Origin of the sequence: Bordetella petrii (assembly GCF_020991325.1) — a bacterium.
GTDB classification, from domain to species: Bacteria; Pseudomonadota; Gammaproteobacteria; order Burkholderiales; family Burkholderiaceae_B; genus Bordetella_A; species Bordetella_A petrii_E.
In genome coordinates, this window is sequence record NZ_JAJMLX010000021.1 from 15455 (window position 1) to 29503 (window position 14049).

13 protein-coding genes and 1 pseudogene are annotated in these 14049 nt (G+C 65.4%); 7 read left to right on the forward strand and 7 right to left on the reverse strand.

The window, feature by feature from the left end; all coding sequences use genetic code 11:
* Window position 1 precedes the first annotated feature (1 nt).
* Both LPZ50_RS04075 and LPZ50_RS04080 read right to left on the reverse strand, forming a co-directional pair.
* Window positions 2–505 carry a CinA family protein gene (locus tag LPZ50_RS04075; RefSeq protein ID WP_230657867.1) on the reverse strand — a complete coding sequence of 168 codons (504 nt, stop codon included), beginning with the start codon at window positions 503–505 and terminating at the stop codon, window positions 2–4.
* Between the two features lie 55 nt (window positions 506–560).
* Entirely contained in the window at window positions 561–1106 is a 546-nt protein-coding gene (locus LPZ50_RS04080) for a DUF421 domain-containing protein (protein ID WP_230657870.1), read from the reverse strand.
* Between the two features lie 122 nt (window positions 1107–1228).
* Here LPZ50_RS04080 and LPZ50_RS04085 point away from each other — a divergent pair, with 122 nt between their 5' ends.
* From LPZ50_RS04085 to LPZ50_RS04110, 6 genes are all read left to right on the forward strand, one after another.
* On the forward strand, window positions 1229–1594 hold the full coding sequence (locus LPZ50_RS04085; protein ID WP_230657873.1) for a hypothetical protein: 366 nt from the start codon (window positions 1229–1231) through the stop codon (window positions 1592–1594).
* A 181-nt stretch (window positions 1595–1775) separates the two neighbouring features.
* Window positions 1776–2339, forward strand: a complete 564-nt coding sequence (locus LPZ50_RS04090; protein WP_230657881.1) for a phosphatase PAP2 family protein — start codon at window positions 1776–1778, stop codon at window positions 2337–2339.
* A 32-nt stretch (window positions 2340–2371) separates the two neighbouring features.
* Window positions 2372–3082 (forward strand): response regulator transcription factor, encoded by a 711-nt coding sequence (locus LPZ50_RS04095; protein WP_230657884.1) that lies wholly within the window; start codon window positions 2372–2374, stop codon window positions 3080–3082.
* Entirely contained in the window at window positions 3079–4383 is a 1305-nt protein-coding gene (locus LPZ50_RS04100) for a sensor histidine kinase (protein ID WP_230657886.1), read from the forward strand. Before LPZ50_RS04095 ends, LPZ50_RS04100 begins: the two co-directional genes overlap by 4 nt.
* Before the next feature lie 72 nt (window positions 4384–4455).
* Entirely contained in the window at window positions 4456–5511 is a 1056-nt protein-coding gene (locus LPZ50_RS04105) for a glycosyltransferase family 2 protein (protein ID WP_230657889.1), read from the forward strand.
* Window positions 5508–7100 carry an ArnT family glycosyltransferase gene (locus tag LPZ50_RS04110; protein WP_230657891.1) on the forward strand — a complete coding sequence of 531 codons (1593 nt, stop codon included), beginning with the start codon at window positions 5508–5510 and terminating at the stop codon, window positions 7098–7100. The genes LPZ50_RS04105 and LPZ50_RS04110 overlap by 4 nt, the downstream gene beginning before the upstream one ends.
* Here LPZ50_RS04110 and LPZ50_RS04115 read toward each other — a convergent pair.
* The gene (locus LPZ50_RS04115) at window positions 7048–7443 is read right to left on the reverse strand and encodes a GtrA family protein (protein ID WP_230657893.1); all 396 of its coding nucleotides are present in this window, start codon (window positions 7441–7443) and stop codon (window positions 7048–7050) included. The genes LPZ50_RS04110 and LPZ50_RS04115 overlap by 53 nt on opposite strands.
* An 81-nt stretch (window positions 7444–7524) precedes the next feature.
* Between LPZ50_RS04115 and LPZ50_RS04120 the strand changes: the two genes are divergently transcribed.
* A complete protein-coding gene (locus tag LPZ50_RS04120) occupies window positions 7525–8289 on the forward strand; it encodes a ChbG/HpnK family deacetylase (protein ID WP_230657896.1) in 765 nt (254 codons plus the stop codon).
* Window positions 8290–8366: 77 nt separating this feature from the next.
* Here LPZ50_RS04120 and LPZ50_RS04125 read toward each other — a convergent pair whose 3' ends face one another.
* The 4 genes and pseudogenes from LPZ50_RS04125 to LPZ50_RS04140 all read right to left on the reverse strand — a co-directional run.
* On the reverse strand, window positions 8367–10895 hold the full coding sequence (locus tag LPZ50_RS04125) for a fused MFS/spermidine synthase (protein WP_419195563.1): 2529 nt from the start codon (window positions 10893–10895) through the stop codon (window positions 8367–8369).
* 86 nt (window positions 10896–10981) lie between these two features.
* A complete protein-coding gene (locus tag LPZ50_RS04130; protein ID WP_230657899.1) occupies window positions 10982–12616 on the reverse strand; it encodes an arylsulfatase in 1635 nt (544 codons plus the stop codon).
* A gap of 45 nt (window positions 12617–12661) precedes the next feature.
* Window positions 12662–13696 (reverse strand): HAD family hydrolase, encoded by a 1035-nt coding sequence (locus LPZ50_RS04135; protein WP_230657905.1) that lies wholly within the window; start codon window positions 13694–13696, stop codon window positions 12662–12664.
* Window positions 13696–14049, reverse strand: a pseudogene (locus LPZ50_RS04140) (hypothetical protein); the annotation flags it as partial. The pseudogene LPZ50_RS04140 and the gene LPZ50_RS04135, both read right to left, overlap by 1 nt.

Here is a 14049-nt window from a genome sequence, read left to right on the forward strand (position 1 = left end):
ATCAGCGATGCGCCGTCCGCCATTCGGCAAAGTAGTCGGGCAGGCGGACCAGCGCATATTCGGCGCTGGCCTGCCGGATGGCATTGCGGGCTCCGTCGAACCTCCGCGTCTCCGTAAACACAGAGGGCACCGCATCGGCCGGCCCCGCCTTGAACAACCAGGCGAAACACTGGGTGCCGGGCGGAATTTTGTCGTCGCTGGCGTCGGTAATGCCGGTATTCGCAATGGCCACCCGCGCGGGGCTTTTCCGCGCGGCGCCCTGGGCCATTTCCGCGGCCACCGCCACGCTGGTCAAGTTGTGCCGCGCCAGTGTCCGCGGCGACACGCCCAGGCACCGGCGCTTGGCATCGGGCGTGTACACGACGAAGGCGCAATCCAGCAACGGGCCCGCGCCGGGAATGTCGGCCAGCGTAGCCGCGATCAACCCCGCCGTGCACGATTCCGCGGTGACCAGGCTCAAAGCGTTTTCATGCATGAAACGTGCGACGTGTTCAATGGCATTCATGGGAAGAGGGTGGTTGCAGCAATGCCTGGCCGCCAGCAAACAACATGCCCGTGCGTCAGCGGGATTGCCGGTCAACAACCTCGTCTTCCTGCAGCGTCGACTGGCCATCCTGCGGATCGCCGGGGGCGCGGATCACGCTGAATTCCCCGGTGGATTCCAGATAGGCCCGCCGCACCATCTGCAGGTTGTCGATGCCCTTGAGCCGCAGTTGCTCCATCAGCTCGCTGCGCGACACGTGTTCGCGCCGCAGCCCGTGTACCAGGACGCGGCCGTCGCGCACCAGGCACACGCGCTCGGGTTCCAGCCAGCGCCGCAGCACCGGAAAGTAATAGCCGATGCGGTCCAGCACGAAGCTCCAGCCGACGATGGTGGCGACGACAATGATCCCGTCGCCCATGGAGTATGAATCGCCGGACATGGCGTTGCCCGCAGCGTCCGCCACCAGTACAAGCACCAGCATGTCGGCCATGCCCAACGATCCGAGGTCGCGCCGGCCGCTGATGCGCAGCAAGGCATACAGCACCCAGTACATGGTGGTGCCACGGATGAACATCTCCGTGAACCCCGTCTGGAGCGCGAAAATTTCGGCCAGTTTGTCCATGCGGACGCGCACGCAAGCCGCATGCCCATGGCGGGCAGGCCTGGGCCGCGCAGGTATGGCAATTGCTGTCCGAATGAATGTCAGGGCCCGCAGCCTCGGGGCCATTCGGCAGGAGACGAAACATGAGCCACCGTAACTGCAACAGCAACAATCCCCGCGTCGCCGTGCTGCTGGCCATGGCATTGGCCTGCGCGGCGCTGTACGTGCCGGCCAGTCCGGCGGCGGAAACGCCTGCAGCGCCAGCCCGGACGGACAAGGGCGACGCCACAACAGATCCAGTGCCGGACAGCAAATCGCAACAAGGGCCGGCGAAGGCGGATCCGTCCGCGCCGCCGCCCACAGTGCCGCAGGCGGCTCCAGGCAAGCCCGAAAGCCAGCCGACCCGTGGCCAGGGAACCGTCAAGGGATCGTCGGCCGATCGTCCGGATAAGCTGCCGGGTGGAAAAGCCGGTTCGGGCGGCCACAAGACCAATGAATATGGGCGTTGAGGGGCCCTGGTTATCCTGCCCGAAATACGCATAATGTATATTATGTAAAGTAATGGATTGACCCCAGAGCAAGCCCCCTGGCTTCGCAGACCCGGCACGCGACCCTCGCCCCGGATTCGACGGAAATTCGACGGTCCCGCAGTGATACTGCGGCCTTTGCCTTTGGCATTGCGCTGCGCTCATGTACCCCTTGCAGTTCCTGGAAACCTGGAACATCGTCATGTTCCAGCTGCTACGCGGCACTCCCGGCTCGCCAGCCGCCGCCATCCTGGCGGCTACCTGGCTCGCCGAGCTGCCGGTTTATGTGGCGTGCGCCATCCTGCTCTGGGCAATGGCCCGCCGCAAAGACTGGATGATGCTCCTGCCGCTGTCGGTGGCATGCCTGGCGGCCAGACTTCTCGAAATACTGGCCGCGGCGTACGCATACCATGCTCGGCCTTTCGCCGCAGGCTTCGGTCCGCCGCTGACGGCGCATGCCGCGAATAATTCCCTGCCCAGCAGCCATGTGGCGTTTGTCTGGCTGCTGGCCGTGGTCAGCACGCGCTGGAACAACCGCCGCCTGACCGCCGTCCTAGCAGTTCTGGGTGGCGCCGTGGCGTGGGCCCGTGTATTCGTGGGCGTGCATTGGCCGCTGGACGTGGTGGCCTCGGCCGTCACCGCGGCTGTGTGCGGCGCGGCCGGCCTGGCCCTGCAGCGCCTGGCCGCCGTCCGGTTTCCCGCCTCGTCGTCATCCGATGCACAATAGCCGCAAAGAACAAGGCTCAGACCGAGACATTCATGAAACCCGACTTGGGCAATACGCATTACCGGGTACTGATCGTGGAAGACGATCTGACCATTGCCGGCAACCTGTACCAGTTCCTGGAAATGGGCGGCCTCGTGCCCGACGTGGCCTATGACGGCCTGAGCGCCTTGCAGCGCCTGCAAAACCAGCATTTCGATGCCCTGGTGCTGGACGTGGGTCTGCCGGGCCGAGACGGTTATCAGGTTCTGCAAACCCTGCGCAGTGAGCGGCGCCAGGCCATTCCTGTGCTGATTCTCACCGCCCGGGACACCCTCGCCGATAAACTCACTGGCTTCGATCTTGGCGCCGACGATTACCTGACCAAGCCCTTTGCCCTGGCCGAAGTCCGCGCGCGCCTGCTGGCCTTGATTCATCGCGCCAAGGGCGCCGTGGTGGATGTCATTCAATCTTTCGGGCCGCTGCAATTTGACGGACGCACTCGCGAGGTCTCGGTAGCGGGGCAAAAATTGCGGTTGCCCCGCAAATCCGCCCTGATCGTCGAGACACTGCTGCGCGACGCGGGCCGCACAGTCACCCGCGAAGAACTTGAATCCGTACTCTGGGACGGCGACCCCCCTTCCGGCGACGCCTTGCGCAGCCAGATTCATCTGCTCCGGCGGGCGTTGGCGGATGCCGGATTCGATGGTATCGAGACCGTGCACGGCGTGGGCTGGCGCCTGGCCATGGCGGGAGCCGGGCCGTGAAGCAAGGCAGTGTCACTCAGCGCGTCGTGTGGGCGCTGACTGGCGCCGTGGCCGTGTTCGTGGCGGCGCTTGCGCTGCTGGCGTATCTGACGTTCGATCAGATGGAAGACGGGCTGGTGAACCAGATTCTCACGACGGAAGCCCAGCGCGTGGCCCAGCATGTAGCCACCGACCCTGATTTCCTGGATACGCGCGGCCTCAAGGAACTGGGCGGCTCGATGCGCGCCTGGCTGCGCGACACCGCGGTGCCTGCCGACATGCCCGAGCAATTGCAAGGCCTGGCACCGGGCCTGCATGAGCTGCAGCCGGGCATCGAAACCTGGCACGTGCTGGTCATGGATACCGAGCGTGGGCGCCTGTACGTGTTGTACGACGCCTCCGACCATGAGTCGCGGGTACGCGATTTCGGCTTGGTCGTGCTGGGCATGGGCGCGTTGTGCATTATCGCGGCATACGCCCTTGCGCGCCGCGTGGCGGCCATCGCCGTGGGCCCGCTGCTGGACCTGACCCGCCGCCTTGCCGATTGGGCGCCCGGATCGCCCGACATGGCCGTGACCCGGGATGACGAAGCCGGGCGCCTGATCGAAGCGTTCAACCGGGTACAGAACCAGGTTGACCGTTCGATCGCGCGCGAGCGCGAATTCGCCGCGAACATCAGCCACGAGATGCGCACGCCGCTGGCGGCGATACGCTCGGACAGCGAAATCATGCTGCTGGACACTGCCCTGCCCGCCGACCCCAGGCAGCGCTTGTCGCGCATTCTCACCAACGTGGATCACATCGTGGCGTCGTTCGAAAGCGCCCGTTCAGTCGCGCGCGAGCAGCGGCGGCCGGCCGAGCCGGTCGACCTGGCCGTGTGCGTGGGCGAAGCGTGGCGGGGCCTGGAGGCCATGGCCGAAGCGTCAAGACTGGTGTTCGATAATCAGATCCCGGCCGGAACGACGCGCACCCTGGACAAGTACGCGCTGCTGACCGTCATGCGCAACCTGATCCGCAATGCCATTGAGCACGCGACGCCCGCCACCTTGACGGCCCGGCTGACTCCCGACGGCGCGATTGAGCTGTGCGACACGGGCAAAGGCATTGCATCCCACGAACTGCCGTTCGTATTCCAGCGCTACTACAGCGGCCGGCTGGGCGACACGGTAGCCCAGGATACGCCGGCCGGCGACGATTTCGCTCATGGACTGGGCCTGGCCATCGCCAAAAGTGTCTGTGACATGCAGGGTTGGAAGTTGGACGTCCAGTCGCGGCACGGCGGTCCTGCCACGGGCACCTGTTTCAGCCTGCGAATTGCCTAGCATCCGGTTCGACGAAAATTTGACGGGGCATTTTGCATACTGCGGGCTCTTGTACTGCAAGTTCCTGCTTTCATGCCCATCGAGTTCCGCTCACAGGCCTCCGCCCACGCCGTGCCCCCCTCTCTCGCGCCGCTGCGTGCGCTGCCGGCATCGGCGCCGCCTTCAGTCGACGCGCTGCTAAGCTGCGTCATCCCCTGCTTGAACGAATGCGACAACCTGCGCCTGCTGCTGCCCACGTTGCGCGGCCTGCTGGAATCATTGTCCACGAACTGGGAAATCATCGTCGTGGACGACGGCAGCACCGACGGTACCTGCGACTTGATGGTCGAGTGGACCGCGATAGACGGGCTGCGCTACGTGCAGTTGTCGCGAAATTTCGGCAAAGAGGCGGCCTTGTCGGCCGGCCTGGAAGCCGCCGACGGCGATGCCGTGATCTGCCTGGATGCCGATTTGCAGCATCCGCCAGCCTTGATCCAGGCCATGCTCGAGCGCTGGCGCGCCGGTATCGATATGGTCTATGCGGTGCGCAGCCAGCGCATTGGCGAGACCTGGGCAAGGCGCGCCGGGGCGCGTTGGTTCTATCGTCTGCTGAGCGGCGCCCACGGTGTACAGGTGCCCGCGCATGCCGGCGATTTTCGGCTGATGGACCGGCGCGTGGTCGACGCCCTGCTGGAACTGCCTGAGCGCACGCGCTTCATGAAGGGGTTGTACGCCTGGGTCGGGTTCCGGGCCGAGCCCCTGCCCTACTCGCCGCAGGCGCGCGCCCACGGGGCGAGCCGCTACGGTACGTGGCGCCTGCTGAAGCTGGCGCTGGACGGCCTGACCGCCTTCACCACCTGGCCGTTGCGCCTGGTCAGCCTGGTCGGTGGGGCCTTCGCCCTGGTCTCGTTCGGTTATGGGACATACCTGGTCTTGGCCTACTTGATCGGGGGAAACCAGGTGTCTGGCTGGACCACCATTGTCACCGCGCTGCTTTTCTTCGCCGGCGTCAACCTGATTTCGCTGGGCGTAGTGGGAGAGTACGTAGCCCGCATTTTCGATGAGGTGAAGGGGCGGCCGCTATTTCTGGCCCGGCAGCGGCAAGGCCGGGCCCGCCGTGCCGGTAGTACCGCGCGGGTGCGACGATGAGCGGCCGCACGCAGATCGGAACGCCGGCGTGGGTGCCCCGCGCGGGATGGTGGCTACTGGCCCTGGGAGCCTGGCTGGCGTGCCTGGCCTGGGCCCGGGTGCTGACCCTTCCCGACGAGGGGCGCTATGCGGGCGTGGCCTGGGAAATGCTGCGCAGCAGCTCGCACGCGGTGCCCCGGCTTGACGGCATGCCTTATTTCCATAAGCCGCCGTTGTACTACTGGCTGGCCGAGCTGGGCTTCCAGCTTTTCGGTCTTAACGAATGGGCCGCGCGCCTGCCGTCCTGGCTGGCTGCGTGGAGCGCGCTGGCGGGCCTGTATGCGTTCCTGCGCGGGCACCGGGATGCCGCAACCGCGACCCTCGCGACCGCTATTCTTGCCACGCTGCCGTTCTACTATGGCGGCGCCCAGTTCGCCAACACCGACATGCTGGTGGCGGGATTGCTGTCCCTGTGCGTGTTGGCCGGCGCAGACGCCGTGCTGCGCGCCGGCGCGGGCCGGCCCTTCCGCCTGATGTCGCTGGCGGCGGCCGCGTTGGCCGCGCTGGCAGTATTGGCCAAAGGCCTGATCGGCCTGGTTCTGCCCGGCACCATCCTGTGCTGCTGGCTAGCCGTCACACGCCGCTGGCGCGGGTTTGCCGTCCTGCTCTGGCCGCCCGCGCTGGGGTTATTCGCCCTGGTAGCCGTGCCCTGGTTCTGGGCCATGCAGCAGCGCTATCCTGGATTTTTCCACTACTTTTTTGTTTATCAACATTTCGAACGCTTCGCGCAGTCAGGCTTCAACAATGTGCAGCCATTCTGGTTCTACTTGCCGGTCATCGTCGGCCTGACCCTGCCCTGGTCGCTATGGGGCGGTGGCGTATTGCGTAAAAGCTTCTGGGCGTCCGCCGATCCCGCGGGCGTACGCCGTCTGATGGCCGTGTGGGCGGCAGTGATCATCGGATTCTTCTCCATCCCCAGCTCCAAGCTGATCGGCTATGTGCTGCCCGCCTTGCCGCCAGTGGCGGTGCTACTGGCCGACGTGGTGCGGCTGGCGGCGAACCGGGGCGATGGCCTGCGTACCCGCCGCCTGATCCAGGCATGCCTGTGGGGAGCGGCCGCCACCTGCCTGGTCCTGGTGGGCATCTTTGCGGCCAACCCGCGCCGCAGCGCCGAGCCACTGGCCCGCCGCATCGCGGCCGAGCAACAGCCTGGCGACACCTTGGTCACCTTGCACGCCTATCCCTTTGACCTGGCGTTCTATGTCGGGGCGACACAACCAGCCTGGGTCGTGGACGATTGGGATGACCCCGGGATTCCATTGCGCGACAACTGGCGCAAGGAATTGGCCGATGCCGCGCGTTTTGAGCCTGAAACGGGTGCGCGCCTGCTGATGCCTCGGCAGGATCTTTTGGCCCGCCTGTGCACCCCGCCTGGCCGCCGCTACTGGATCTGGGGCGGCCTGGATGATGGACAGCGCTTTCCGGTATTGCAGGCGGCAGTCCCCGCCTTCGCTGACACCCATTACCAAGTGTGGCGCCTGGACGTCGATACGGCATTCACGCGCCGATTTTGCGCCGAAATGCCCAGAACCGGCTTGCCAGGAAAGTAGCAACAGCCAGGCCGGCCAGCACCAGCGCCAACGCCAGTTCATAAGACAGCGCGGTGCTATGCAGCAACCACGCATATACCGCTTCGTTGAGCAGGAACCCGCAAGCGGACACGAAAAAGAAGCGCCGTGCCGCGACTGTCCAGCGCGACGCCAAATGCCGAAAAGTCAGCCGATAATGACCCGAGAACGACACGACGAACGCCACTGCCCATCCGAGCGCGTTAGCGGCCAGGGGGGGCACGCGCAGCCATTCCACACTGGCAACGGCGACCACCCAGTGCGTGGCGGCAGCCGCGCCGCCCACGGCGACGAAGTAGCCAATCTGTTTGACCAAGGCGTTCATGAGAACCTGAAGCGTGCATCCGGTGACGTCAACCGGAATTCTTGCTGGAAGCGTATTGTGATGTGCGCGGACGATTTTGGCATGAATCGCGGCGTTGATGCGGGCATGCTGCGTTTGGCGCGCATGGGGCGGGTCAGCGCGATCAGCTGCCTGGCGCAAGGCCCATCGTTCCGCATTGACGCACCCGGGCTGGCAGATGCCAATGTCGACGTGGGCCTGCATTTGAACCTGACCGAGGCGTTCCTGCCCGCCAGTCCGGAACGCGTGATGCCGCTGCCGTTGCTGATCGCGCAGGCCTATGCCGGGAGCCTGGATCATAGGTGGCTGGATGCCCACATCGCGAGGCAGCTGGACAGCTTCGAGCATGTCTTCGGCCGCCCGCCCGACTATGCCGATGGACATCAGCACGTGCATCAACTGCCGCACGTGCTGCCTGCCTTGCTGCGCGCTTTGCGCGCCCGTTATGGCATGCGGCAACCCTGGATCCGCTACACCGCGCCCGGAATGCAGGAGGGTGTGCCATGGGGAGCGTCGGCCAAGGCGCGGTTGATAGGCGTGCTGGGATCCGGCGCCGTCTTGCGGGCCGCCGGCCAGGGCCCATGGCGCACCAACCGGCGTTTGCTGGGCGTATATGGGCTGCACGGCGGTCAACGCCAATACGCGGCGCTTTTACAGGCATGGCTGTGCAACGCTCGCGATGGCGATCTTGTTCTATGCCATCCCGCTCTGCCCGGCCCGGGCTCCGCGGCTCAGCGGGCGGCCGAGTTCGAAGTACTGGCGTGCCCGGAACTGGAAGAATGGATGGGCTTGAACGGCGTCGCCATTGTGCGGCCTTTTTGGCAATGAAGATGGCCGGCCGTGCCGGCTGCGCTTTTGTCTTGACTCCTGGCCGCGGGCTGGACATGAGCCTGTGGGCCGCCCGCTTACTCCCCCATGAACCAACGCAGATACGGATTGCCCTGCGCCATTTCGGCCAGCGCGGCCGCGTCGGCGGCCCAGCCGCCGCGGTCGCCGCGATAGGCGGCCAGCGCGCTGCGATAAAACAAATCGAGCCCGGTGCGTTCGCGCGCGATCTGCTCGGCCAAAAGGCTTTGTCCCGCCTCGATGGGCGGATCGGTGCGCTGTTCCATCAAGGCTGGCAAGGTACGCACCACTTCCCGCGGCCGCACCCAGGGGGCATATTCGATGGCGGGAAAGTCATCGGTAACCAATACGGCGTCGCCAGCAAACCGGGCCAGCCCTTCGCGGTCGGTAACCCAGGTGGCCAGCAATGCCGCCGGTGACCCTACCCCCACATCGGCCAGGGCCCGCTGCACCTTGGGGTCGGCATAGCGCTGGGCGATGCGCGCGGCGTCCAGCGGCATGGGCTGCATCGACCCCACCAGCAACATCTCGTGCAACTCGGTTGTCCACAAGGAAGCATGGGGGAATACGTCGATGAAGCTGGCCACCAGTGAACGCGTGTCCTCGATATTCTGGGTGGGCAGAGGCAACCACTGGGCCACCATGCCCTGCGGGTTCAAGCGCGATGCCGCCAAAGCGTAGAAATCCCGCGAGTACAGATTCACCACGCCCGCGGCGGATGGCGGCGGCGGTTCAAGCGTGATCAGGTCATAGGTATCCGCGCTGGCCAGCAATTCCCGCCGCCCATCGCGCAGCCGCACTTCCAGGCCGGGATCCTGGTAAGCATCGTACGTGCCCCGGAACAGCGGCGCCGCGTGCAGCACCCCCGGCAGCAATTCGGCCACGACCCGGCGTTGCAGGCCTGGATAGCGTGACAAGGCTCCTGCGGTAATGCCGGTGCCGTAGCCTATGACCAGGGCGGAACGCGGCTCGCCGGCATGCACGATCAACGGCAGCAAGGCCTGCAGCCGCATGTAGCGCAGCGACGGCATCGCGTCGCCGGAATTAGAGACCCCCTGGATGTACAGGCGCCGGAACCGGTTGACACCGCTGCCGCTTTCCACCACCGCCACAGTGCCGCCGTGGCTTTCTTCATAGAACACCAGATCTTTGCCCTGCGCGCCCGGCAACCAGCGCGCCAGATGATCGGATGGCAGCGCCCAGCCCACTATCAACACCGCCACCGCCAGCGCCGCCGTGATTGCCCGCGCCATGGCCGCGGCTGGCCGCGCCTGCCAAACGGCAACGAAGCCCACGCAGCAAGCCGCCGTGGCCAGCACCGCCAGGCTGCCCATGGTTCCCAATTGGGGCAACAAGACAAAGGCCGTCAGGGCGGTGCCCGCTATGCCTCCAAAGGTGTTGCCCGCCAGTACCGCGCCGGCGCCCTGCCCGCGCTGTTCGGCGGGTGCGGCGATGCGCAGGACGGCGGGAAAGGCGGCGCCCAGCAACAACGTGGGCAGGAATACGATCACGGCCGCGGCGACCACGAACCGCGAACTCATCCCTGCCAGCTCGCTGTCCACCCAGTTGCGCATGGCCGCTTCCGCCAGGCTCTGCGCATCTACCAGCCAGCGTCCCAGCAGCGCCGCCTCCAGCAAGGCGAACACCCCGGCGCATGCCACCAACACGCCGAACACGCGCCAAGGGTCGCCCAGCCGTTGCTCAAAACGGGCATACAGCGCCGAACCGAGCGCCAGGCCGGCCAGATACACGGCCAGCACAATAGAAAAGGCAAAGGCCCGCGTGCTCATGAAGGGCACGATCATCTGCGACCAGAGCACTTCGTACCCAAGGGCAACGGCTCCCGCTATGGCATACAGGCCGATGGCCAGCCGAGAGTCGCGCGGCAAGGGACGCGGCGTCCGCGCACGCTCAATGGCCGGCGGGCTGGCGGCCACGGATGCCGCTTGCCGGTCCAGCGCCCAGGCGCCCAGGGCGGCAAGCACGTTGAAGCCCGCAGCAGCCAGGGCGGCGCCCTGCACGCCAAGAGAAGGAATCAAGACGAACGCCGGCAATAACGCGCCCACGATGGCCCCGCCGGTATTGGCGGCGTACAGCGCCGCCCCTGCCCGCCCTACCCGGCCGGCGCCGGTGGCGCGCAGCAGTACGGGCAGTGTGCCTCCCATCAAGAACGGCGCGGCGCCTATGACGATGAAAACGGCCAGCCAAGCCAGCAAGGCATTGAACTGCTCGCCTCGCGCAAAAGCTCCCGCGCCATGCGCCAAGGCTTGCGTCACGGCAATGGCCACCACCGCGATGCCGACCTCGATCGCCGCATACAAGCGGAACGGACGATCGGCGCGGTCGGCGCGGCGGCCCAGCCACCAGCTGCCGGCCGCCAGCCCCAGAAAAAAAGCACTGATCGCCGTTGCGATGGCGTGCACTTCAACGCCCACGATCAGCGACAGCTGCTTGATCCATAGAATCTGGAAAACCAGCGCCGCCATTCCGGACAGCGCCAGCAATACCGACGGCGCGGCCAGGCCCGCCGCCGGCAACTGCGTACCGCCCGCAAGAACCGCGGGCGATGCGCTTCTGGAAAAACTCATAGTGTCGTACTCATCAGACTTGCCGCTATGCATCGCAGGCCCGGGCGCGGCATACACCGCACCCGGGCGCTGCTTCCCTGCCCTGCTTACTTGCCCTGCTTCTTCGACTGTTCTTCGAAGTACTCATCGACCTTGCGGTCGACTTCGGCCTGCACCTGGTCCACGCTGAAAGACGCGGGACGCTGGCTGGGCGGCCATTCGACAAAGGTTTGCAGGAATTCCGCGGCCTTCATCGACGCCATGAGCGGCAGGTAGTCGTTCTTCACGAGCCAGTCGTAGTACTGGTTGGATACGGTATCGGCGCGCTCGTACGGATCCATGCGCAAGTTGAACAGCTTGGGCACCCGCAGGCACACGAAGGGATCCTTCCATACGTCGAAGCCGCCTGGCGCCCGCTGCTCGCAGAATACAGCCTTCCAGTTGTTGTAGCGCATGGCTACCAGCAGGCCATCGTCGTTGAAGTAGTAGAAGTCCTGGCGGGCGCTGTCATCCTGCTTGCCGGTCAGGTATGCCAGCTGGTTGTACCCGTCCAGGTGCACCTTGTAGTCGCGCTTGGCGCCGTTGGGTGTCCAGCCCTTCAACAGCCGTTCTTTTACATCCGTGTCGCCAACCGCGGCCAGCAAGGTGGGAAACCAGTCCAGGCCCGACATCATGCCCGTCTTGACTTCGCCTTCCGGGATGTGGCCCGGCCAGCGAACCATGGCCGGCACGCGATAGGCGCCTTCCCAGTTCGAGTTTTTCTCGTTGCGGAAGGGCGTGGTGGCCGCGTCGGGCCAACTGAACTGGTTGGGCCCGTTGTCGGTGGTGTAAATGACGATGGTATTGTCGGCAATGCCCAGGTCGTCGAGCTTTTTCAGCAGCTTGCCCACGTCCTGGTCATGTTCCCACATGCCGTCGGCATAATCGTTGCCGGGCATGCCGCTCTTGCCTTTGTGCTCGGGCCGGATATGGGTGTACACGTGCATGCGCGTCGTATTCATCCATACAAAGAACGGCTTGTCGCCCTTGCCGTGCTTGTCCAGATAATCCAGCGCCGCGCCCACGGTTTCATCGTCGATGGTTTCCATGCGCTTGCTGGTCAGCGCGCCGGTATCCTCGATTTTTCCGTCGGCAGTGGCCTTGATGACGCCGCGCGGCTTGTAGGCGGCGATGATCTGGTCCTTCGAGTCCTTGGGCCAGTATGGGCGCTCGGGTTCTTCCTCGGCGTTCAAGTGGTAAAGGTTGCCGAAAAACACGTCGAACCCGTGATTGGTGGGCAGGTACTCATCCCGGTCGCCCAGGTGGTTCTTGCCGAATTGCGCGGTGTTGTAGCCGTGCGATTTCAGCGCCTGCGCAATGGTGATGTCGCGATCCTGCAGACCCACCGGGGCTCCGGGCATGCCCACCTTGGACAGGCCCGTGCGGCGCGGCACCTGCCCGGTAATGAAGGTCGACCGCCCTGCCGTGCAACTGTTCTCGGCATAGTAGTCCGTGAACATGATGCCTTCCTTGGCAATACGGTCGATATTGGGCGTGTTGTAGCCGACCACGCCTTTCCCGTACGCACTGATATTGGTCTGCCCGATATCGTCGCCAAAGATCACCAGGATATTGGGTTTCTTGCCGTCGGCCTGGGCCGCCGGCTTGGACTGGGCGTTCTGGGACTGCGCCTGCGCGCCTCCCATGACCGCGAGCCCGCTCGCGGCCACCAACGCCGCGCTCAACCATCGCCTTGCTTTCATAACAGCTCTCCTTGCCACTAGGGGCGTCACGTCCCGCACTAAACTCTATTGCCCATCCTCGAATGAATAGACTCTGTTCCATTCCGTCTTCATGTCCACCACCGTCCATCCCTGGCGCGAGGCCTCGTCCAGCGCCTTGTCCAGGCGGCCAACCTTGGAATCCCGGTCATAAGCCCATTCACGCTGCGCGTCCGTGTGATGGACCAGGCCGGCGAAGCGCCGCCCTTCCCCGGCGGCCGTCCACTGCAGCATTTCCAGGTCGCCATCCGAATTACCGAACGCCATGATGGGACGCTGGCCGATGTGGCGCTGGATGGCTACCGGCTTGCCCGGCCCATCGTCGTTGAACTCCAGCTTGCCCTGGCGCCATAGCACGGGCTCGCCCTTGCGCATGTCGAAAGTAGTGACGAACGTGGTGCCGATGATCTGTTCCGGCGGTATGCCATACACCGCGGGCGCCCAGGCGCGCATGAATTCGACTTCGCCGCCGGAGACGATGTACGTCTTGAAACCGTGCTCGCGCAGATAATCGAGCAGCTCGCGCATGGGCGCGTAGGTCATGTCGGGATAGCGCTGGTTGAAGCGCGGGTGGCGCGCCGTACTGGCCCATTGCGCGACGCTTTGCGTGAAGTCGTCGACACTCATGCCGGTATGGGTCACGCCCACGATTTTCAGCAAGCCGGACTGGCCGTATTTGGCCAAGGCCGCCTGGTTGCCCGCGATGGCGGCCTTGTAGGGTTGGCGCCGCGCCCACTCAGGGTGATCCGGCGCCATGACCTTGATGCGGTCCATGGCGAACAGCAGCTGGAAATACATCGGCTGCTCGCTCCATAGCGTACCGTCGTTGTCGAACACGGCAATGCGCTTGTCCACCGCGACGAATTCGGCGCTGCCGGGCTCGGTAACGGCCTGCACGAACTGCACGATCGCCTGGCGCGAAGGCCCGTCATTCCACGATGGCAAATCGGGGTGCCGGGAGTCGCCCTGCGGCCCCGCGCACGCCGACAGCAGTACCGCAAGCACGGCGACGCTCAGCCAGGCTGCCCAGCGTCTTGCATGCACCTTCATGATCCGGTCCATCATCGTGCTCCTTTTTCGGGTCTGGATGGCCACGCCGCCAGGCCGCGGGCCTGGCACGAATTCAATGCCGCCGGCAAGGCATGCGTGTCTGGCGAGAGCCGCCGCGCGCGCCACGCCCGCCGCCAACGCCGCGAGGCCTGTGCCAGGGTGGCTGGCCAGGCCGCAGCATCGCGCCGGCGGGCGTAGGCTTCTAGCAGTACTTGTTCGGCGAGGACTCGGTCGGGTTCGCCCAGTTGCGCCACCGCCGACCGAAGTTCGCCCGCGTTGGCGGCCAGCCGCAACCATTGGTAGAACTCTCGCAGCGATGCCCCACCCGACCGCGCGGCGCGGCGCCAGGCACGCCAATGCCAGGC